The organism is Pirellulales bacterium (assembly GCA_019636335.1).
GTDB lineage: Bacteria > Planctomycetota > Planctomycetia > Pirellulales > JAEUIK01 > JAHBXR01.
On record JAHBXR010000034.1, the window covers coordinates 1 to 21,364 of the forward strand.

The window sequence follows — 21,364 nt, forward strand, 5'->3', positions numbered from 1 at the left end:
GCTTGTGTAAATCACCCAACCGCCAGTGCTAAATACCTCACGCGTGCCCACTGGAAATCCCTAGTCCACTACACCTATAAAGTCATTTTAGTAAACGTTCGACGTACTCGAATGCTTTGGCATAATCCCGTCGTGAACCTGGCCTGCCGAACTTCGTTTCCAGAACTTCCATCGCCTTAGCCGGCTGACCCAACAAAATGTACGCCGCCGCCACGTAGATGTAGAAGTGGCGCTGGGCGGGAATACGCTCGTCCTTGGATTCGTAAAAATGAGTCAATGAAGCAACAGTTGTATAGTCATCCAGGAAAGGAATGATCCATTTCTCGATATAACCCTGGATCGAACGGACGCAAAGGACGTAATCGTCTTCGCGACCGTAAGTGAACCAATAGATATGGGCTTTCTTAGGAATTACGAAGTCCACAGGTTGCGCAAGTGTGATATCGGTTGTTCCAATCGCTCCATGCTGTCCTCCGACAATTTCCGATGCTACTCTATTTACCTCGGGGAACTTCAATCTAAGCCACGGATAAATGTGCGCATTGGCCCTTGAATCGAGCGCAGGCTTGAAGGTAAAATGAATTTGCAATAGTTGCTCGCCAGCGTCGCATCGCCGAATGTAATCAAGTGAGTTCCTGTCGCGCGAAAATCCTTTATCTTCCATGGTGAAATCGAGTTTCGCAGCAATCGCTCGACAAAGATTGTTGTGAACATCTTTTTTAGTTTCGTTCATCGGCGCACCTCAATTGCACGCTCGATAACGATCTGGCTACTCTGCCCGACGCCTTGTGCTGTATTCGCACGACTCGAATTAAGCCTGAAGTCGAAATCGCGCTGAGCCGGCGTTAATCTTCCCGTTCCAGATTTCGTTTCAAGCCCGATATACCTGCCGCCTGGAGAAATTGCTGCCCCGTCATAAACTCGCAATTGCCCAGTCGCATCCCGAACATATACAGGATCGCTAATAACACGCCAACCGGACTTTTGTCGAACCGCATCGAAGGTGGCCTGCTCTGCAAGATATCCTGGACGTACTTCACCTCCGGACTTTGATAAGAACCGTCCAAGGGCGTCTCGCGGTTGTTCGACCAGAGCTCTATTTGGCCCCACCAAAATCTCATTGAACCTTGCACTCCCGGCAACTCCGGCGAATTCATCGGCGTGGAGGGTGCGGAAGGTGGCTCGAGTGCCGGCGAGGCCTAAAAATCCCGCGCCGGTCTGCAAGGTGCCCTGCACGTACTTGCCTTGCGAGAAGGACTCGGCGCCTTCGGCCAACGAGACGCCGCTGGTATAGGCATCGTAGGCGGCGACTCCTTGCGCAGCCGTGTACGCGCCACGGTAGCCCTGCTGCGCTAGTTGTGCGAACCGCACCCCGCTGGCCGAGATCAGCGCCTCGCGTGAAACGGTGGCCGCGCCGACGGTGATCTGTTGGGTCCACGTCCCATTGAGCCCCGAGGCATCCCACGCGTGTTGTGTCTCTTGCCCGTAAGCAAGCCCGAAGCTGAATGTGTTCGCCACCTGATACGCGCCGGCCCGGAGTCCGCGTCCCGCGCCGTAAGCCATCTCCCAGCCGACCGACTCCGGCGTCGTGTCGGCGCGGGGCGGACGATAATTGAAGAAGCGCCCTGGATCGTCGATCATCGTCGCGCCGAGGGTCGAGAAGGACGAGGCGACAGCCGCGGCGCCAGTTCCGCCAAATCCGCTTCCCAGACCAAAGCCGGCGGCCTGAACCACGGTCCGCTGCTGATCGAGGGAAAGGCCGGCGAAACGTTTGGCGGCCAGTCCCGTGGGATCAGTGGCATTGACGGCATCATTGCCGACGTAGCGATAGGGATTGATGTCATCCCAGGCGGGGTCCTGGCTCAAAAATCTTGCGGTGTCGGGGTCGTACCAGCGGCGGTCGTAGTAGTGGAGTTTGACCGTGGCGTCGTATTCCTGGCCGGTGTAGCCGAAGAGGACGTCGACGGCCCCGTTCGAGTCGCTGGTGACGCGGCCGAAGCTGTCGAACGTGCGGCGGTCGATGATCGCGCCGGCGTTGTTACTGACGTCGCGGACGGTCCCTTGCTGATCGGCGTGCAGCCAGCGCAGCTCGCGCCCGCCGCCGACGAGATCGGCCTCGTCCAACAGCACCTGATCGACCAGCGGGCCATAGGCGTAGCGATGCCGAACGTCCGCCACGCCGCTCCCCCCAGCGTCGTTGTCGAACAACTCGAGGATCACCTGATCGAGCTCGTTGTAGAGATAGTGCGTGACCGAGGAGGGGGGCTGCGGCGAGGGGAAGAGGTTCGTCGTGTCGTAGAGCCGCGCCACACGCCGATCACGGTAATCGTACAGATACTCGACATGGCTGGTCTCGAACCCACCGACCGCCATGGAAGTGATGACCGACACGAGCCGGTTCCGATGATCCCAGCCATACTGGGTGAATTCGCCGCTGGTCTTGTGCGTCCGCGTGAGTTGGTTCCCGTCGGCGTCGTACGTGTAGGTGTACGTGCCGTCGTCGATCACGCGGTTCAAGGAATCGGTCTGGTAAGCGGTCGCCAGGCCGGGGGCGGACGAGGAAGTGCGGTTGCCCGTGGCGTCGTAGCCGTACGATTCGTCGTTCGCGCCCGAGTGGTTCACCCCCAGCAACTGGCCGGTCTGGTCGTAGCTGTAGGCGTAGGTGCCGAAGTCGGGCGTGGCCGTGCGTCCCAGGGAGGCGAGCCGCCCGTCGGGCCGGTAGGTCAGGTCGTAGGCGGCGATCGCCCCCTGCAGCCCGAAGTGCGCCACGCTGGTCTGCCAGCCCGCCGGATGCTGATAGGCGTAGGCGCTGCTCCCCACGGGCGTGGCCCCGTGAAAACGCTGGAGACCGGTCAGTTCGCCGGCGGCGTTGTAGGCGAAGGTGATCTCCATCGGCGTGGCGTCGACGCTGTTGCCGCCGTGGATCACCGAACTGAGCCGCCCCGCCACGTCGTAGGCGGAGCGCCTTTGCAGCACGGTCGCCGGGCCGCCGGGGGGCTCGTAGCGCGTGACGTGATGCTGCACCTGGCCGTCGCTGAAACGCGTGTCCTGCGCGCGGATCTTCGCCAGGCCGTAGGGGCCCGTGTAGTCCACCTGCCCCACTCGTCCCGCCGCATCGATGGCGATCTCGTACAGCGTGGCCTGCTCGGGACTGGAACCCGAGTCCCCCACCCGCGTCAGCAGCCCGTCCGGATCGTACTCGTAACCGAGCGAACGAACCGGCGTCCCGCTGAACGTCCCGCCGGTCCGCCACTCCTCGGTGACCAGCCGGTTGAGTGCGTTGTAGACGTAGAGCGTCGTGTTGTTGCGGCGGTCGGTCTGGTGCGTCAAATTCCCCGCCGCGTCGTAGAAGTACCCCACCGTCCCCCCGACCAGGGCGCCGGCGCTGGTGAACTGCTGCTCCGCCCGCAGGCGATTCAAGGCGTCGTAGGTCCACCGCGTCGTGTTGCCCGTCGCGTCGATCAGGGCCGTCTGGTTACCGAAGGGGTCGAACTGGTGGACCGTGACGAAGCCGCGCGGATCGGTCACGCGCACCGCGCGGTCGAGCCGGTCGTACTGATACGAAGTAGCTTGCGCGAGAGGGTCGGTCTCCGCCTGAACGTTGCCCGCCGCGTCGTACGTGGTGGTCCACGTCGAGAAGACGTTGGCGCCGTCCATGATCCGCCGCGTGGTCGGACGGTTCAGGGCGTCGTAATTGAATTCCGTCCGCCGTGCGAGAGGATCGGTTTCGGCAATGATATTGCCCGCCTTGTCGTAGGTGGTGATCCACGATTTTCCGTCGTTGTCGGTCACGCTCGTGCGACGGTCGAGGGCGTCGTAGCCGAAGTAGGTGTGCCGCGTGGCCACCGAGTGGACGTTGTCCAAATTGGAAACGTCCAGGACGTCGACCGCCTCGTCCAGTAGGTTACCGTTGGCGTCGAAGATCGTCACCACGTGCCCCACCAGGATCTGGGTGCCGCCCCCCCCTGGATAACGCCACTGCCGCGTGTGCGTCAGGTGGTTGAGCGCGTCGTATTCATAGCTGAAGCTGCGGCCGCGCCGATCGTCGGTCTTGGCCACGTTGCCGAAGTTGTCGTACGTGGTTCTCGAGATTTGATTGAGGGCGTCCTTTTCCTCGATCTCGCGCCCCAGGCGATCGTAAGTGAATTGCGTGGGATTCAGCCGCGGGTCGATCACCTTCGTAAGATTGCCGAGCTTGTCGTACTCGTAGCGCCAGACGGGCGAAACGTAAGCCGGGCCGCCGCCGTCCGGGTCGGAATCGACCCGCCGAATGAGACGATTCAGCTTGTCGTACTCGTAAAGCGTGGGACGTTCGAGCTGGCCGCCGCCGGCGGAGACCAGCGTCAAGACCACGTTGCCGACCAGGTCGTAACTCGTCTTCGTGCTGGTCAGCAGGGCGTCGAGATGCTCGATCCGCCGGTTGCGCTCGTCGAATTCGCTGTAAGCCGTCCGGCCGAGCGGATCGGTCGCCGACACCTGGTTGCCCGCCGAGTCGTAAGCGACTGACGTAGCGCTGCGGACCACGTTGCCGCTGTCCAACCGTTCGCTGAGAACCGGGCGGTTCATGCGATCGTAACTGGTGCGGGTCTGGTTGCCGCGCGGATCCGTTTCCAGCGTGCGATTGCCGTTCGCGTCGTACGCGTACTGCCAGACGGGCCGCGTCTCCGGGCCACCGCCGAACGGGGCGGGCTGCGTCACCGTGACGAGCTCGTTCCGTGCGTTGTAGTCGTAGTTGGTCGTGTGTCCCAGGCGGTCGGTAAAGGATTTGACGTTCCCCACCGCGTCGTACGTCGTGGCCGTGCTGTAGAGCTGCGTCCCCGACGGCCCCCCCTCTTTGAAACGCTCGACCGTCCTGCGGTGCAGGCCGTCCACGTCGAATTCCGTGCGACGCACGGGCAGGCTCGTGTTGGGCACGTCCTCGGACACCGCCCTCAAGTCGCCGTCCTCGTAGTAGGTGTTCGTGATGCGACGGCGCAAGAGTGGGCCCGCGTTGTCCGGGTCGACAAAGAGGACGGAAGTCACGCGAGAAAGCCGGTCGTACGCCGTGTCCGTGCGAGAATTCAGTGGATCGATGACGGCGGTCCTGTTGCCCAGGTCATCGTAGCGGAAGTTCCAGACGGGCGAGCCGCTCCCGTCCGGATCGGGATCGGTGCGCTTGATCAGGCGTCCCAGCTTGTCGTACTCGAATCGCGTGCGGCGGCCCAGCGCATCGACCATCACGAGCGGTTGACCGGCCTCGCTGTACGAGACGAGCACCGTCGCGCCGTCGGCATGGATCGTTCGCCAGGGGCGATTGCGCGCATCGTAGTCGAGCCGCGTGAGGCCCCCCCTCCCGTCGGTCTGGAAGGCTACGTTGCGAATCGCGTCGTGCCCCATCACGAGCGTTACCTTGTCCGTGGGATCCCCCGCCGGCGGAACAAAGGTGGTCGAAATCGGCAGTTGTCGCAGGTCATACGTGTAGAGCACCGAGCGATCGTCCAGTGCGGGAGTGCGACCGTTCGGTTCGGTCGTCATCTCGACCAGCCCGTTGCGGAAATACTTCGTTTTCCACGTGCGATCGATCATCGCCTGGCCGGCGAACTGTTCCGGGCGGATCTCGACGATTCGCCGACCGAGCAAATCGTTCGTGTAGAGCGTGCGCTGGTTGTTGGCGTTGACGTATTCATTCAACTGTCCCAGGCCGAAGGAATCGTACTGGAACGTTTCGACCGCCGAGACCCCCGCGCTGATCCAGGTTGTCGTCGAGGCGACTTTTCCAGAGCCGAACACGTCGTAGGTATAGGTCGTCTTGAAATCGTCGGGAATTCCGCTCGACGCGGTGCCGCGCGGCTGCGTGACGCTTTGGAGCAGACCGTTCGCCAGGTAGGTCATTGCCGTCGTATTCTGCTCGGCCTGCCCCACCGCTCGCGTCATTCCAGTTACGTTGCCCTTCGCGTCATATCCATAGTTCGTGAGCGTGCCCACGCGATCCGTCGAGCTGGTCATCACGCTGACGAGGAAAGGATTATTTGGGTTGCCCCCCTCGTGCAGGCTTTGATAAGTGAAAAGCTCGTCCACCTGCATGTGACGGGGCGGGTTGGTGCCGTCGAACAAGTCGGTGATCGCATGAGTTGCCCCGCCGTAACGGAAGAACCGCCGAATCGCCGTCACGTTGCCCAAACGTTCATTCTCGCCTCCATCGCCGGGAATGAAGTACTGGTAGCCCTCGGATATCCCCAGGGGGCCGATGCGCTCGCGCACCAGCCCGTCGTTCCAGAGGGTGTATTCCGTGCCGCGATCGTGGTTGATTTGTTTCTCTAAGCCACCGCCGGCGTTGTAGACGAAGGTTTTCGAGTGGAGTCGCTCGTCGATGAATCGGGCTTCATTCTTGTGCTGGTCGTATTGGAACGTTTGAACGTAACCTTCAGGGTCCGTCACTTGGAACGCGCGCCCGTTGGGATAATACCGATAGGAGATCACCCCGCCGTCGGGCTGGGTAACTTGCTTCAGCTTGAAGTGAGTGGGGTCGAGCCGGCTGTTGCCATAGGCGTATTGAAACGTCGATTCCAACGTGCTGGACGACGAGGGAGACTTCACCTCGCGCAACAGTCCGTCATTGAAGAGGTAGCGCCACTCCCGACCCGCCATGTCCTGGATGCGGTCAAAGCGGTCGTCTCCCGCATTGTAGTGAAAGATCAGCCCGTTGTTGGTGGCGTTATGGATTGCCGCCCTCAACCGCACCGGGCCGCCATGCTGCGCGGGATCGTACTGGAAAGTAATAATATTTCCATTGCGGTCCGACATCTTGGTAAGAGCGCCATACACCTTCTCGAATTCCAGCGTGAAGCCTGTCTTGTCGCGCCAGAGGTAGTGTTCTGGCACGCCGCCGCTGGCTAGAACTCGTCGAAACTCGCCCCGGCGCGTGTCGGGAATGATATATCCGCCCGAGCCATTCGGCCGAAAGATGGTGCGGATCCCCTTGTCGTCCGTCCAGGCCACCGTGCCGGTCGGTTCGCCCGTGGGATTGAACTCGAGAAAATGACTATAGGTATGTGTCCAGCCGAGCCCCAAACCTCGATCGATCTTGAGCGACGAGTCGTAGTACCGGGCAAAGTTCAACGGCAAGCCCGGTCGCGGGATCTCGATATCGATCACCTCTTCATATACGGAGCCATTTGAAATATTGACCGGGTCGCCTTCGATATGACTCGCGACGGTCTTGAGAGGAGTTGAGTACGCATTTGCCTTTGTGGAAGCACCGCCGCCATTTCCCGAATTTCCTTGTTCATCCGCGATTCCGAAAATGTAGTAGAAGTCGCCGGGGACACTCTTTTCAGCCAAGTAACCTACGCCGGTCCAGTTGCCGCCCGTAATGACAATTGGATGCGTATGGACGCGCACGATCGCGCCATTGTTGAGGTACCCCCAGATCGTTCCCGCCGCCTTGGTGTCGCTCGACGTGCCGACGAGTTTAGGCCCCAGAACAGGTCCGTAGTTGTTGATGAGAGTGGTTAGAAACGATGCAAGATTCGGTGTTTGTCCCAGTTTCAGCGCTTGTACGAAGTTCGTGTCGCCGCTGTTGGCGTTGGCGATCTGCAGTGCTTTAATGGTCGAAATGCTTTCGGCATTGACCACTTCCTCCCAAACTCCATGCTCCAGCACCGATCTGGTAAACATCTGCAGCCGGGCACGATCAAATTCGTAGTCCGAATGAAGTGTAGACGCATCGGTGGCATAGATGTCGTGCCCCACGGTGTAGTTCACGTCCTTGATATCAATGAATAGTCCTTGTGGAACATACGGGTTTTGTACATCTGGCCGTAAGATCAAGGTTCGCGTCGAACTCGTCATGCCGGCCTCGACGCGGTTTCGCGAGCGCACCGTATGCGCGTAGGCATCGAGGATGGCGTTGGCTTGATCGGCACGGCGATAATGAGTCCACACCGCCATCGTCAGCAGGTGTCCGATGCCATCCTGGCCGAAGTCGTTCATGCTGCGGTTTTCCACAAGCTCGTTCAATCGAGCCTGTTGCTCGGCCAGCGTGACGTCATTGCTTTGGTTGGCATCGAGTCCAAGGGCGATTGACGTGCCCACCTTGCGCGTATATTTCGCGGCATGGTTCGGAGTCGCGCCTCCGCTATGACTGGTTCCTGGTTCAAAGAGACTCAGCGTCAACGTGATCTGGTTGGCAAAACCAAGATCATTTTGGACGAAGTAAATTGGGATAGTAGTAACGACATTACCGACATGCAGCTTCGCTAGTCTGCGATCTGGAAGTTGTCCCTCTTCATCTGGTATGTCTACCCAGGTGATGAAGATGGGCTCAAGTCCGATATTGCGAGTCTGCAAGGTGGTCACATAATCCGGCGTTGTCGTCCCATTCGAGATCACAAGTTGTAAACGGTGCGTAAAGAGTTCTGGCCCGGTGGCGGAGTGGCTGGCGAAATAAGAAGCGGGTGCGGATGCGTAAGTGGAGAAATCCGGGCCAGATGGAACACCTGCAGGTCGCTTGATCAGCATGCCGGAAACAAAACTCGGCAAGAAATCAAATGTTTGTGCCCGGATGGGGCCTTCGCGACTGATATCGGCCAAGCCGGCGCCCGGATAGTGTTCGCGCAAATATTCGGCGATACGGTCTTCGTACCATTCATAAGGAAGCTGATCACGGACTTCGCTCAGGTACTGAGACTCGAGCGTTGAACTGCTGATGGAAAAGGGGAGATTTTTCACCACATCCTTGATGCCTGGCCGGTAATCGCGGAATTTCCAGGCAGGATCCAGGGCCACGCTCGCGGAACCACCCACGCCTGAGAAATTTACGTCTACCCAAGCATGGTCGATGATGAATCCACCAGCGGAAACCGACATGACACTATGGAGCCCGCTCAAGCTCAAAACATCGCGCGCGGCCTGATCCGTTTCTACCCCTAACCAGGCGCGCCCTCTGTCGAACGGAAGAAGAACCTGAGCCGTTGTATACGACAAGTTGGAGAGAGAGGTGCCGGCTGCATTGAGAAGACCGATCAATAACTCTGACAAATCCCAGGAATTTCCCGCGCGGGTAAGAAGCGTGCCTCGCACGCCTTTCATCAGCCCGGCATACGCCTGGAATTCAAAATTGTTGAGCACATACTCATAGATCTCGACCGGGGAGAAATGGAGTGCGCGTGCCACTCCCATCAAGGCGTCTTCCGCGTTGGAAATCCGCTCCGCCTTCTCAAGCCCAACCGCCGGTAGATCGGTCTTGAAGAGTCGCCCACGCAGTGTCGAGAAATCTGGTGTATTGGAGTTTCCATGGAGCAACAACTTGCGGAGCGTGGTCACCGCCGCGAGATTGCTGAGCGCTGTCAGGCTGTTGTAGCGCAGATCGGCGGTCACGATGCCCGCCGGCAGATTTGGTGCCGCGACGAACGCGTTATAACTCAAATCGACCGTCTCGATGCCGCTGGCAGAAACCGGCAAGTTCGCGGCCGAGAGGCCATTGTGGCTCAAGTCCAACACGTCCCCCGTGACGTGGGGCCCGCCTTGGACAGTCGTGCCGCTGGTCAGAGGTTCTCGTACAACGATGGTGTCGTCCCCAGCATCGCCGCTGAGAACAAAGTTTCCAGAATTTGGGCTTGCTAGCTCGATGCGATCAGCATCACTTCCGCCAAGCACCGTCGTTATTCCGACCAGTGTGCTATCTCGCAGCACGATGTGGTCGTTGCCACCGAGCGCGTCAATCGTCAGGTGGGCAACATCGGAAAAGAGAACGCGCGAGCCATTCACGGCGTCGAGCGAGCTTCCATCCAACTCGAAATAGTCTGGGCTCGGTGTCCCACGCACCTCGACTAGATTCGATCCTACGCCGCCGTGGATGGCGAACAGCGTTGTGTGGGGCGTTACACCGAGGAGGATCGTAATCGTGTCATTTCCCCCGTTCGAGACGATTAGTATCTCGGGAGGCAACTCGCCTATATCCGGTTGAAACACATTGATCGTGTCCGCGCCATCGGCTGTATGCAATTGAAGGCGAGCAAGGTTACGGAAATTAATGATTCCATTGGAAATATTGACGGAATCCAAATCGATCGATACCGCTTGCCCAGCAGAGCCGGCTGGCATGTTTACCGTCAATGAATCGTCGCCAGGACCGTCGTCCGTCGATACATTCACGGCTCCAACTACGAGATCGGCTCGAAACAAGTCGTTGCCCGCTTCACCGAACAGCATGTCGTTTCCGATGGAAGCAACAAGCGTATCGTCACCATCCGCCCCAAAAAGGCAATCGTTGCCGGCTCCAGCGGTTAACGAATCGTTCCCCGCGCCCCCCATTAGCACGTCGTTGCCGGAGCCGCCGCTCATCGTGTCGGCGCCATCGCCACCCCAAAGGGTGTCGTCGCCGCTGCCGCCAATAATGGTATCGTCGCCGCCGTTGCCGCTAATATCGTTGGGCCGATCATTGCCCGTGATGTGCTCGGCGTGGTTGCTCCCGTAAAAGTGTTCCAGGCCAGCGGAGTCAAGCAAGGTGATCGAGGTGCTGCCGCCGATCGCTTGCAGGCTTGTGATGCCTAGATGGAGGGTGATACCCGCCCCAAAGGCTCCAAAATCCAGCCTGTCTCCGTCGTCTCCCGTCCCTTCATCAATCGTATCGCTGCCTTGATTCGTGCCGATGAAAAGGTAAGTGTCAATCCCGCTCCCACCCACCATTGAGTCGTTGCCACCGCCTCCCTCGAGGGTGTCATCGCCACCCAGGCCGATCAGTGTGTCCGCAGCACCTTTGCCTTCCAGCCAGTTTGGACGACTGTTGCCAGTAATGCTATCAGCAAGATTGGTACCTGTGACATCTTCGATAGATGAAGTCGTCGAAAGCGTGATCTTCGTATTCGTGCCAACGGTTTGTTCAGTCGTGATGCCGATGTTGATCGTAATCGCGCCACCCGAAAAGCCCGAGAAATCTATCCAGTCATTCGATTGGTCGGCGTTTTCATTGATGGTGTCGCTACCCAGATCGGAGCCTACATACAGGTAGACATCGCTGCCATTTCCACCGGTGAGAACGTCGTTGCCTGCGCCGCCGGAGATCGTGTCGCCTTCCGCCCCGTCGCTGCCGGTGATGGTGTCGTTGCCAGCACCACCATGTAACTCGTGTCCTTCGCTTCCGTCGCCCGCGAAGATGATGTCTGCTCCATCTCCACCATTAATGGAATCTCCTTGGCCGCCACCATGAAGCGAATCATCCCCGCCTTCTCCGTGAATGGAATCATATCCTTCGCCACCATCACCAGACCCAACGACCGTGTCATTGCCGTCTCCGCAGTTGATCGTGTCATTTCCTTTGTGGCCGGTAATAAGATCCGCGAACGCACTCCCCGTGATTGAATCGTCCCCGGCTCCGCCGTTGAGTGTCGTACCTGTGATGTTGGTAAAGCCGTTCCCGGCGGTGACCGCCGACAAGTTGATTTTGTCTGCCCCGTCACTGCCGGAAAGATTATTCGTACCCAGCACTTCGATGGTTTGCACCAGGCCTGGCGTGACTCCATCCCCCGAGCCACTCCAATGCACGACACTCCCGCTTTCATTCTCGACGTTGACGTAGCCGCCGACGGCACGCAGGTAAATCTGGTCGGCGCCATTGGTGCCCGTGACGGTGAGCTTACTGGTCATGGCGTTCCAGGAAGTGCTCACCGAGAGCAAGCGACGCTCCTCGAGTTGCTCGATGCGAACACCGTCGTTCGAACGGCGCGTTTGAAGTCGGTTGCGATGCTTGCCCTTACGTCCGGCCCATGGTGACATGTCGAAGCCCCTTTGCAGCGAGTGACTGGCGTCGGTATGCGCGCAGCACAAGCATCTGCCGTCGGCGCATCGCCTGCTGGGCAAGCGCGCACGTCGAGCGGCACTTATGCTGCGAGATGAGAAAGGTAGAAGCTGCCGCCTTACCGCCACAATTGAGAGCAGATTCGTGGCATCTAGCTTTGCCCCAGCAAAGAAAGCCCCCCTTGTCTGGCGTTGTATTCGTCGTGCGCGGCCAAAGCCCGTCGAGAAAGTTCGCCCAGTTATTCGCGAAGGGTATCCATATGCTCGGGAGATTTCAAGTTAATTCTTGACCTGCGGAGTCATGTTGACATGCCGCGATTGTAGAGAATCGAAGAATCAGGGAATCGGCGAGCGTGAAACACTACAAGACCTTCCTGGCGACCTACCCGCCGGTCGGCGGCGTGATTCGCGTGGTGCTCGTCCGCGAAGATCGTGGCTGGTACGCCTCTGCCTGTGATCAATACATTCGGGCGCACTTGCCGCGCAGCCATCAATACAGCTTCATGCCGGTGAACTCGCCGACTCGGTTCTTGATCGCTGGTTCCACCGGCAGGCGTTCCATGCTGCTGGCGCCGTAGAAGCCGACGATGCCTTCGGTGTGGTCGAGGATGTATTGCGCGTCGGCCGGTTCGGCGATGGGGCCGCCGTGGCAGAGAACCAGCACCTCCTTGTTCACGCGTTTTGCCGCATCGTGCATCGCCTGCACTTGCCGGGCCGATTCTTCCAGCGTGAGCGCCGTATGCGCGCCGATGCTCCCCTTGGTCGTCAGCCCCATGTGCGGGATCAGAATGTCGCAGCCCGCCTCGGCCATTGCCCGGGCTTCGTCGGGATTGAACGCGTAGGGCGTGGTCAGCAGGCCCATCTCGGCCGCCTGGCGGATCATGTCCACCTCGTGGCCGTAGCCCATGTCGGTCTCTTCGAGATTCGCGCGGAACGTGCCGTCGATCAGCCCCACGGTCGGAAAGTTCTGCACGCCCGAGAAACCTGCGGCCGCCACCTCGCGCAAAAAGAGCTTCATCAAGCGAAAGGGATCGGTGCCACACACGCCCGCCAGCACCGGCGTGTGCTTGACGACGGGAATCACCTCGCGCGCCATGTCCATCACAATGGCATTGGCATCGCCATAGGGCATCATACCCGAGAGCGATCCGCGACCCCCCATGCGAAAGCGGCCCGAGTTGTAGATCACCAAGAGATCGATGCCGCCGGCCTCCGACATTTTGGCGCTAATGCCGGTGCCGGCGCCGCCGCCGACGATGGGCCGCCCCTCGGCCACCTTGGCACGCAGTCGACGGAGGATTTCCTCGCGGGAGAAAAGGCTCATGCGGAATCTACTCCAACGGTAACCGGTGAGTTACGGCCAAATTTGTCGGATCATCACTCTCAACACGACAAGAAAATAGCAGATGCCGAAGAAGACAATTACGGCACCCGTATATCCAATTATGTTGTCCCATCGCCGTTCCAAGATCGTTCCCGTTTTAGGGCGGACGATGCGCCAACGAACAAGGAAACAAGTCAGCGACATGAGAAACCAATACGCACTGAATAGATCGTCAACTTCAAACCCCAAGGAGTGATCTGCGCCTCGCTTCATCGCAAACACAAATGCGTAGAGCAACCCGAGAAGCAGAAAGATGAGGCTGGCGAAAATAAGAGCCGCATTGGCCAGCGAAGAATCTTGGCCTGTTTGATTTGCTGCTCCCTGTCGCATTCCCGCCTGCAACTTTCGAATCGTCGTGCCTTAGCGGTTCTTCCTTGCCATCAGCGCAAGCAATTTCCTCGCGGCTGCTTCAGCAAAAGCGGCATCATTGATGTGCTGGTCCAGTTCGATGATCTCTGTCGATCCAGCCGCGTCGCGGATGCCGGCGTAGAGCGATTCTCGTGCCGCGGGATCGTCGAACGGTTGTCCCGTGCGGTCGATTGCCGAAACGCCTTGCCGTGGCAACAAAATCACTGCCGGTCCGCGTGCGGCAGCCACTTTGCGGCCGATGTCCTCGCCGATCTGGCGGTTCTCGTCGACCGTGGTGCGCATCAGCGTCACCGTGGGGTTGTGCTGATAGAACTTGCGGCCACGAAAGCGCTCGGGCACGGTCTCCGGCGCCTGAAAGTTCACCATATCGGTCGCGCCCACACTAACGACCTGCGGCACGCCCAACTCGGCGGCCGCGGTGAGTCGCGTCGGTCCGGCCGAAAGGGTGCCCCCTGCAAGCTCATCGGCCAGCTCGGTCGTGGTGATGTCGAGCACGCCGGCAATAAGTCCGTCGCGGATGAGCGATTCCATGGCCTGTCCGCCGCTGCCCGTGGCGTGAAAGACGAGCACCTCGTAGCCGGCCTCGAGCAGTAGCTTGCGAGCATGCTCCACGCAGGGAGTGGTGACGCCGAACATGGTCGCCGCGACGAGCGGCTTGTCATCGCCCGCCGCAATCGCGTCACCGGCGAAGAGCACCATGCCTGCCATCGCCCGTGCGGCTTCGGTCAGTACGATGCGGCTGATGCGATTGAGGCCGAGAATGTCGACCACCGAGTTGAGCATCAGGATGTCTTTGTCACCGACATATTGCCGTACTTGTCCCGAGGCGAGCGTACTGACGGCGATCTTGGGTACGCCGAGCGGCAACGCGCGCATGGCGGCGGTGCCGATCGTCGTGCCGGCCGACCCGCCGAGGGAGATCACGCCCGAGACTTTTCCCGCGGCGTGAAGCTGCGCGATGAGCTTCGCGGCGCCGTCGGCGGCGGTCGTCACCGCATGGCCGCGATCGGCCTTCTCGCGGACGGCGGCGAGCGTCGTGCCGGCGGCTTCATAGATCGTTGTCCGTGCGATATCGGCCTTCACGGCCGGCTCACCAAGGCAGCCCGTGTCGACAAGCACCGCTGCTACGCCGCGCGACACTAGTTGATCGCGCACGAAGGCGGCTTCGATCCCCTTCGTGTCGAGCGTGGCCAGAACGTAGACGCTCATCGGTTTTCCAAGATCTAAAAGGAAAACGCTTCAACGCAAAGGCGCGAAGGTGCAAAGACGCAAAGGGGATCAAGTGTCAGGTACGCGCGTACCCGACCTACAAAGTGGCACAGCTATGGAATCTTTGCGCCTCTGCGTCTTTGCGTCTTTGCGTTCAAAAAACAAAGCCGGACTAGTACCGCGCCAGGTCCTTCTCGACGCTGCTCGGCGCCAGCTCACGCAGAACTTCTTGTGCCTTGGTCGACATGAAACGCAGCTCGCTCCCGACGGCGATGAACTGCATGCCTTGTTCCGCGCGTCGGTGGGCGGCGCCGGTATCCATCACGTGCATGCCGGTGGGGGTGCCGGTTTCGCGGCCGATGGCCACCACCTGCGCGAGCATCTCCTCGAACTCTTCATCCGAAGCCTCACTGCCGTCGGCGCGTCGCATGTTGGCCCGCAGGTCGACCGGTCCGACGAAGATGCCGTCCACGCCGGGGAGCGAATAGATTTCCTTCGCGTTGCGGACGCCCGTCGGACTCTCGGTCTGCAGGATGACGAGAATCTCGTCGTTGGCCTGTTTGAAGTACTCGCCGCTGCTGGCTCCGAAGTTCATCGCATGCATGCCCCCCCCCAGGCTGCGATTTCCCTCGGGGGGATATTTGGCCGCGGCGATGGCGACGCGGGCCTCTTCGACCGTGTTCACCATCGGCACCACGATGCCCCAGGCCCCCGCGTCGAGCACGCGTTTGATGAGCTGATGCGAGCCGCGCGGCACGCGGGCCAACGGCACCCCTCCCGCATCGGCAATGCAGCCAAAGATCATGGCCGCCTGCGACCAGTCGATCGCCGAGTGTTCCATGTCGAGGGTGAGCCAGTCAAAGCCCATGCGGGCCAGGACGCGGGTCGCGTAGAGATCTCCCAGCGAGAGCCACGTGCCAAAGCTGGGCTCGCCCGCTTGCAGTTTTCGTTTGACGGGATTGGTGCGCATCGTGGTGTGGTTCCTGGCGTGGGCAGCGGTACGTACGTAGTGTTTCACACGCGACGCAAGGGTGCAAGCATGCGTCGGCCGGCGACGCGCGCGAGCCATTTTCCCCCGTGCGGCCCTGGGATAGAATTCGTTGCTCGACCGTCCGGGCGAGCGTCGACTTTCTTTCCGCGAAGCAGAGATACGAATTCCAATGACCGAGGGAACCGCTGCCGGCGATTTCGTCACCGTGGCCCGCGTGGGTTCGATCCCCGAGGGACGCGGTGGCACGTTCTGCGTGAACAAACGCCTGGTAGCAGTCTTTCGCACCAACGACGAGTACTTTGCGATCGACGATCTCTGCCCCCACATGGGCGCGTCGCTGGGGGCCGGCGAAGTGCAGGATGGCGTCGTGGCCTGCCCCTGGCATGCCTGGCGCTTCAGCATCTGCGACGGCACCTGGTGCGATAATCCCCGCATCAAGATCTCGAGCTACGAAGTGCGCGTCGTGGAGGGCGAGATCCAGGTCCGCGTTCCGCCCGAGTAGAAAGCCCTTTGGTTATGGCTACTGCGAAGCGACCGCCATCAAGCGTGGCACTGCTGGCTGGATGATTGTCGAGCGTTAGATCTCGATCGTGCCGCCGGGCTCGAGGACGAGCGGCTCGGCCTCTGTTTCTGATTTCACCTTCGCGGCCCAGGCCGAGGCGTCCTGCGCGATGGGGGGCCAGGTGTTGTAGTGCGCCGGGGCGACGCGGCGCGGCTTGATCCGCTTGATCGCCTCGAGCGAATCGTCGGGGCCCATCGTGAACCGGTCGCCGATCGGCAGCACGGCCAGATCGATCCCCGCCGAGCCAATCGTGCGCATCTCCTCGAAGAGGGCCGTATCGCAGGCAAAGTAGATCGTGGCGTCGGCGAGAAAGAGGAGGAACCCGCCCGGATTGCCGCCGTACGTTCCGTCGGGCAGGACCGAGCTATGGTGAGCGATGGTCAACTTCACGCGTCCCCAAGGCTGCGCGATCGTCCCCCCCAGGTTCATGTACTCGACCTTCTCGACCCCTTGCTGGTTGGCCCAGGCGCAGATTTCGTAGTTCGCAATCACCGTGGCGTCGGTCCGTTTGGCAATCTTCACCAGGTCGGCCACATGGTCGAAATGTCCGTGCGAGACAAGGATCGCGTCGGCGTGAATATCGTCGGCGCGCACGGGGGCGGTGGGATTATCGTCGAGAAACGGATCGAGCAGGATCTTGGTGCCGGCGGTTTCGATCGTCCACGTGCCATGTCCGAGCCAGGTGAGTCGCGTCGCCATCGATAACATCCTTCTTCACAGTCGTTGCGGCCATTCCCCGGACACTGCACGGCCAGGCAGTGTGGGGCGCTCGAAGATACCGCAGCCTCGCCCCCCGTTCTAGCCGCCGCCGGTGACTTGTGCTTTCGACCTGTTTTGCTACAGAAAGGGCAGGGCGGCCGGCCGTTTATGGACCCCAAGGCTCGCAGAGCACTTTTCGGAGCACGACGATGGACCTTCACGATCTGACCCGCAGCCTCAAGCAAAAGAACGATACGAAGATCGTGCTGCTGGTGGCCGATGGCCTGGGGGGACTGCCGCTCGAGCCCAGCGGTCTGACCGAACTGGAAACGGCCCAGACGCCCCATCTCGACGAGCTCGCGCGACGCGGCGTGCTGGGGCTCTCCATTCCGGTGAAGCTGGGCATCACGCCCGGCAGCGGGCCGGGACACCTGGGACTCTTCGGCTACGATCCGCTCGTCTACCAGATTGGCCGCGGCGCGCTCGAGGCCACCGGCATTGGATTCCACTTGCAGGCCAACGATGTGGCGGCCCGCGGCAACTACTGCACGCTCGACCCGTCGGGCAAGATCAGCGACCGCCGCGCCGGACGCATTCCCAGCGAAGAGAGCGCCCCGATCGCCGCCATCTTGCGCAACGTGAAGATTCCTGGCGTCGAGGTCTTCGTCGAACCGGTCAAGGAACATCGCTTTGTCGTGGTCTTCCGCGGCGAGGGACTGCGGGGCGAGGTCCACGATACTGATCCCCAGGCCACGGGCGTGGCGCCGCTCGACCCCGTGGCGGCCAACCAGGAAAGCCAGCGCACGGCCGAGGTAGCCAAGGAATTCATCGCGCAGGCCACCAAGCTGCTCGCCGATCAGCCCAAGGCGAATGGACTCACCTTGCGGGGCTTTGCCGCTCGCCCGGCGCTTCCCAGCTACGAGGAGGTCTACGGCCTGCGAGCGGCGGCCATCGCCGTCTACCCGATGTACAAGGGCTTGGCCCGGCTCGTGGGCATGGAAATCGTCGGCGAGGCGAAGACCCTCGACGAACAGATCAACGAGCTCGAGCGACACTGGCAGGATTTCGACTTCTTTTTCCTGCACTACAAGTACACGGATAGCACCGGCGAGGACGGCAACTTCGCGGCCAAAGTGGGGAAGATCGAGGAGTTCGACGCCGTGCTGCCGCGCGTCGCTGCCCTGGCGCCCGACGTGTTGATCGTGACCGGAGATCACAGCACCCCCAGCTTCCTGCGTTCCCACAGTTGGCACCCGGTCCCCACGCTGCTGGTCTCGAACTGCTGCCGCCCCGACGAATGCGGCGGTTTCAGCGAGCGTCAGGCGTTGCGGGGTGGACTGGGCCAGTTCGAGGCCAAGCACTTGATGACGCTGGCCTTGGCCAACGCCGGCCGGCTGGGCAAGTTCGGGGCGTAGCCGTGACGCAAATACCCGCGGATGGGACCTGCTCCCTAGGAGCATATGCAATCGTTTTGCACATGCATTTTCTTTTTGAAAATCGCCGATTCGATCTTGACCGGCCTGCGCTGCGCCCCTAGACTCCACGACGGTCTGTCTTTTTTGGACGGATACGCCGCTGCGAAGCTCCAAACGGTCCGCACGATCTCATGGCCTGCTCCCTTTCCAAGACGGCACCTCGCCTGCTGATCGCCGCCCTGTTTGCGGCTTCGCTGCTGGTGCAAGCCTGGCACGGGCCGGTCGGCGGGTGTGCGCACGGCAGGCCCGGCGCCTGCGACGTGGCTCCAGGTCACGAGCATGGCGCCCACGAGCACGCGGGCCATGCCCACCACGAGCATGCGCATCACGCTGCTCCAGAGCATGAGTCTGTTCCCGAGGGGCAGTGCCCCGCGGGAGACGATTGCGTCATCTGTAAAGTCCTGGCTCAGGCCCAGGACGCACCGGTCCCGACCCTAGCCTCGTGCCGCGTCACGCTGGTCGAGGCGTTGGTCGTTTCCTTCTCGCGCCGACCGGTCGCTCCCTATTCTCCCGGCTGCTGGCCGCGCGGACCTCCGATGGTCGCCTAAGGCATCTTCTTCGGCGCCCTGGTTTTGCTCGTAGGTTGTTGCGCGCTGCGCACCTCTCGACGACGCGATCTCCCTGGCGCGCCGATGCTTCTTGCCCGGCCCTCGAGATTCGCTCATGAAGCCATCGCCCTGCATCCCCTCGTGATGACGCAGGCCGTCGATCGTCGCGCGGCATGTCGCCTCGACATGCTGGCGCGCGAAACGTCTGCACGCACCCGGTAGCCCCGGCATCGTTCGCGCTGGCCCGCTCACCGTGCGCCGTCATCCGTTGAGGGACCCACTCGGCGTGCGCGCTTCTATCCCGCCTTCAACATTGTGGAGCTATCAAGCATATGAATCCGTACCGAATGATTACCTGCTCGACGACCGCCATCGTGGCCCTGGCCACCCTGCTGGCCGCTACTGTTTTCTCGCGCACCGTCTACGCCGAGTCGATCTACTCGGGGGGCCACGGAGATATCGGCGCCGCCTACGAAATCGACGAACCCAACGAGTTTCATCTGCACCTGCACGCAGGAGCGGGGGCGATCGTCGACGGTTCTCCCTTGATCGACGAAGAGGAGTTTCATGCCGAAGATGTGATCATCCAGGTCCCGACGAGCTCGAACATCGGCCGCACGGCGGGCGTGCTCGGCGGAAGCTTCGAGGCGTACGACTTTACCGGCGCCGGCTTCAACTTTCTCGGCACGGGTGTCGGCGACAACCTGTGGGTGTTGATGTTCGACTCGGCCGATGCCTCGTACTACGGGCAACCCTTCATGGGATTGGCGGCGGAAGAGGGATTTACCCCCAGTCAGTGGAGCGGCAGCATCCAGTTTCAACTCAGCAATTTCAGCGGTCCCGGCCAATTATCGGTCCTCAGCGGCGCCTTCTCGCGACGCTGGGATACCTTCGACAACTCGTTCGCGAACGATGTGATCAACATCGGGCCGGGGGGGCATAGCCATTTCTATTGGGCCTTTACCGAGCCGGGCACTTATCAGGTGGAAGTCACCGTGCAAGGCACGCACAACCTGCATGGGCTGGTCACGGGGACCGACACGTTCACGTTCCACGTCGTGCCCGAGCCGGGTTCGTTGGGGTTGCTGGGCCTGGGGGCCCTTGGATTAGTCGGCTTCGGCGCGCGATACCGCGTGCGCCGCGGCACCCGTTGACGTCGCCTGCTTCGTTTCGCGCGGCGCCTGGGTTCCTCGTGCCCGGGCGCCGCGCGGGCGAGTCTCCAAACCTCTCTCCCACCGGAGTCTAGCCATGCAGCGTCAGCGCTCCTCGCAGGCCTTCTCTCGAAATGCCTTTACACTGGTCGAGTTACTCGTCGTCATCGCGATCATCGGCGTGCTGGTGGGGCTATTGCTACCCGCCATTCAAGCCGCGCGGGGAGCCGCGCATCGCATGCAGTGTACGAACAATCTGAAGCAGATCGGCATCGCGCTGCACTCGTATCACACGGCACTGGGATCGTTTCCCATATCGATCGCGGGGGTCGGCAAAACCGCGCCGGGGCAGGCGCTGACCGGGCTCTACAGTTGGCAAGCGCTGCTGCTGCCTTTCCTGGAGCAGGATCCGCTTCACCGCCAGATCAATTTCCAGGTGAATAACGCCAGCTCGACCACGGCGTATAACCCGCGTATTAACGCCGATCATCCGAACGCCGCCGCGGCGCGCACCGTCGTGCCCACGTTTCTCTGCCCCTCGGACAGTTTCATCGAGCTCGAGACGATGGGCACCGCGCGGTCGGCGGGCAGCAACTATACGGGCAACGCCGGTTGGCCCCCCTATGCAACGGGCATCGACGGGACGCGTCGCGTGCCCGCCCAGCACAATGGCTTCATGGGGCTCACCTCCCCCAATCCAGCGTCGTGGCACACGGGCGCCACGACCGCGGCGCAGTTCACCGATGGGTTGTCCAACACGATCGCCGTGACCGAGCGGCTCATCTCCAGCTACGAATCGGCCGCGGACATCGAGTCGGGCGACCCGCGCATCGTCTCGTTGTGCGGCAGCAGCGCCGGCACCAAACGCACGCTCGACGGCTATTACGAGGAGGTTCAATACTCGCACATGGACCTGAGCTATTCCAAGCTCGTCGGCCGGGCCTGGATCTCCGGCTCCGCCCTCGTGGGCAACACCTACCTGCACGCGCTCCCCATGAACAAGTTCAACGTACACGTCTACGACGGCGAGCTCGATGGGCAGGTGATGATCTCGCCCAGCAGTCAGCATTCCGGGGGCGTACACGTCCTCATGGGGGACGGCCGCGTGCAATTCGTCTCCGAACAGATCGACAAATTGATCTGGTGGAGCATCGGCTCGCGCAACGGAAATGAGGTGACTACCGAAGTGCCGTGACCTTGA

General features: G+C 61.1%; 12 protein-coding genes. 4 read left to right on the top strand and 8 right to left on the bottom strand.

Features of this window, described 5'->3' with window-relative positions; all coding sequences use genetic code 11:
- Positions 1-82 precede the first annotated feature (82 nt).
- The 6 genes from KF708_22780 to KF708_22805 all read right to left on the bottom strand — a co-directional run bounded on the left by KF708_22780 (position 83) and on the right by KF708_22805 (position 15,707).
- Positions 83-733, bottom strand: coding sequence for a hypothetical protein (locus KF708_22780; GenBank protein ID MBX3415527.1), 651 nt, complete (start codon positions 731-733; stop codon positions 83-85).
- Positions 730-11,655, bottom strand: coding sequence for a hypothetical protein (locus tag KF708_22785; GenBank protein MBX3415528.1), 10,926 nt, complete (start codon positions 11,653-11,655; stop codon positions 730-732). Before KF708_22785 ends, KF708_22780 begins: the two co-directional genes overlap by 4 nt.
- Positions 11,656-12,265: 610 nt before the next feature.
- Positions 12,266-13,099, bottom strand: a complete 834-nt coding sequence (locus KF708_22790) for a phosphoenolpyruvate hydrolase family protein (GenBank protein ID MBX3415529.1) — start codon at positions 13,097-13,099, stop codon at positions 12,266-12,268.
- 30 nt (positions 13,100-13,129) lie between these two features.
- On the bottom strand, positions 13,130-13,501 hold the full coding sequence (locus KF708_22795) for a hypothetical protein (protein MBX3415530.1): 372 nt from the start codon (positions 13,499-13,501) through the stop codon (positions 13,130-13,132).
- 18 nt (positions 13,502-13,519) lie between these two features.
- On the bottom strand, positions 13,520-14,737 hold the full coding sequence (locus KF708_22800) for a Tm-1-like ATP-binding domain-containing protein (GenBank protein ID MBX3415531.1): 1,218 nt from the start codon (positions 14,735-14,737) through the stop codon (positions 13,520-13,522).
- Between the two features lie 172 nt (positions 14,738-14,909).
- On the bottom strand, positions 14,910-15,707 hold the full coding sequence (locus tag KF708_22805; GenBank protein ID MBX3415532.1) for a 2-dehydro-3-deoxyglucarate aldolase: 798 nt from the start codon (positions 15,705-15,707) through the stop codon (positions 14,910-14,912).
- Positions 15,708-15,897: 190 nt separating this feature from the next.
- Between KF708_22805 and KF708_22810 the strand changes: the two genes are divergently transcribed.
- On the top strand, positions 15,898-16,230 hold the full coding sequence (locus tag KF708_22810; protein ID MBX3415533.1) for a Rieske 2Fe-2S domain-containing protein: 333 nt from the start codon (positions 15,898-15,900) through the stop codon (positions 16,228-16,230).
- Positions 16,231-16,305: 75 nt separating this feature from the next.
- On the opposite strand, the gene KF708_22815 is transcribed toward KF708_22810, so the two are convergent.
- A complete protein-coding gene (locus KF708_22815; GenBank protein MBX3415534.1) occupies positions 16,306-16,989 on the bottom strand; it encodes a metal-dependent hydrolase in 684 nt (227 codons plus the stop codon).
- A gap of 209 nt (positions 16,990-17,198) precedes the next feature.
- Between KF708_22815 and KF708_22820 the strand changes: the two genes are divergently transcribed.
- Positions 17,199-18,404 carry a 2,3-bisphosphoglycerate-independent phosphoglycerate mutase gene (locus KF708_22820; GenBank protein MBX3415535.1) on the top strand — a complete coding sequence of 402 codons (1,206 nt, stop codon included), beginning with the start codon at positions 17,199-17,201 and terminating at the stop codon, positions 18,402-18,404.
- A 35-nt stretch (positions 18,405-18,439) separates the two neighbouring features.
- On the opposite strand, the gene KF708_22825 is transcribed toward KF708_22820, so the two are convergent.
- Positions 18,440-18,808, bottom strand: coding sequence for a hypothetical protein (locus tag KF708_22825; protein MBX3415536.1), 369 nt, complete (start codon positions 18,806-18,808; stop codon positions 18,440-18,442).
- A gap of 536 nt (positions 18,809-19,344) precedes the next feature.
- Here KF708_22825 and KF708_22830 point away from each other — a divergent pair.
- Together KF708_22830 and KF708_22835 are read left to right on the top strand one after the other, a co-directional pair.
- Entirely contained in the window at positions 19,345-20,166 is an 822-nt protein-coding gene (locus KF708_22830) for a choice-of-anchor M domain-containing protein (GenBank protein MBX3415537.1), read from the top strand.
- Positions 20,167-20,260: 94 nt separating this feature from the next.
- Entirely contained in the window at positions 20,261-21,358 is a 1,098-nt protein-coding gene (locus tag KF708_22835) for a DUF1559 domain-containing protein (protein MBX3415538.1), read from the top strand.
- The last annotated feature ends 6 nt before the right edge of the window (positions 21,359-21,364 follow it).

Excerpts from the sequence above, each read along its gene's own strand:
- KF708_22780 (MBX3415527.1), bottom strand. The coding sequence starts at position 733 with ATGAACGAAACTAAAAAAGATGTTCACAACAATCTTTGTCGAGCGATT.
- KF708_22790 (MBX3415529.1), bottom strand. The coding sequence starts at position 13,099 with ATGAGCCTTTTCTCCCGCGAGGAAATCCTCCGTCGACTGCGTGCCAAG.
- KF708_22800 (MBX3415531.1), bottom strand. The coding sequence starts at position 14,737 with ATGAGCGTCTACGTTCTGGCCACGCTCGACACGAAGGGGATCGAAGCC.
- KF708_22805 (MBX3415532.1), bottom strand. The coding sequence starts at position 15,707 with ATGCGCACCAATCCCGTCAAACGAAAACTGCAAGCGGGCGAGCCCAGC.
- KF708_22810 (MBX3415533.1), top strand. The coding sequence starts at position 15,898 with ATGACCGAGGGAACCGCTGCCGGCGATTTCGTCACCGTGGCCCGCGTG.
- KF708_22815 (MBX3415534.1), bottom strand. The coding sequence starts at position 16,989 with ATGGCGACGCGACTCACCTGGCTCGGACATGGCACGTGGACGATCGAA.
- KF708_22820 (MBX3415535.1), top strand. The coding sequence starts at position 17,199 with ATGGACCTTCACGATCTGACCCGCAGCCTCAAGCAAAAGAACGATACG.
- KF708_22825 (MBX3415536.1), bottom strand. The coding sequence starts at position 18,808 with ATGCTCTGGAGCAGCGTGATGCGCATGCTCGTGGTGGGCATGGCCCGC.
- KF708_22830 (MBX3415537.1), top strand. The coding sequence starts at position 19,345 with ATGAATCCGTACCGAATGATTACCTGCTCGACGACCGCCATCGTGGCC.
- KF708_22835 (MBX3415538.1), top strand. The coding sequence starts at position 20,261 with ATGCAGCGTCAGCGCTCCTCGCAGGCCTTCTCTCGAAATGCCTTTACA.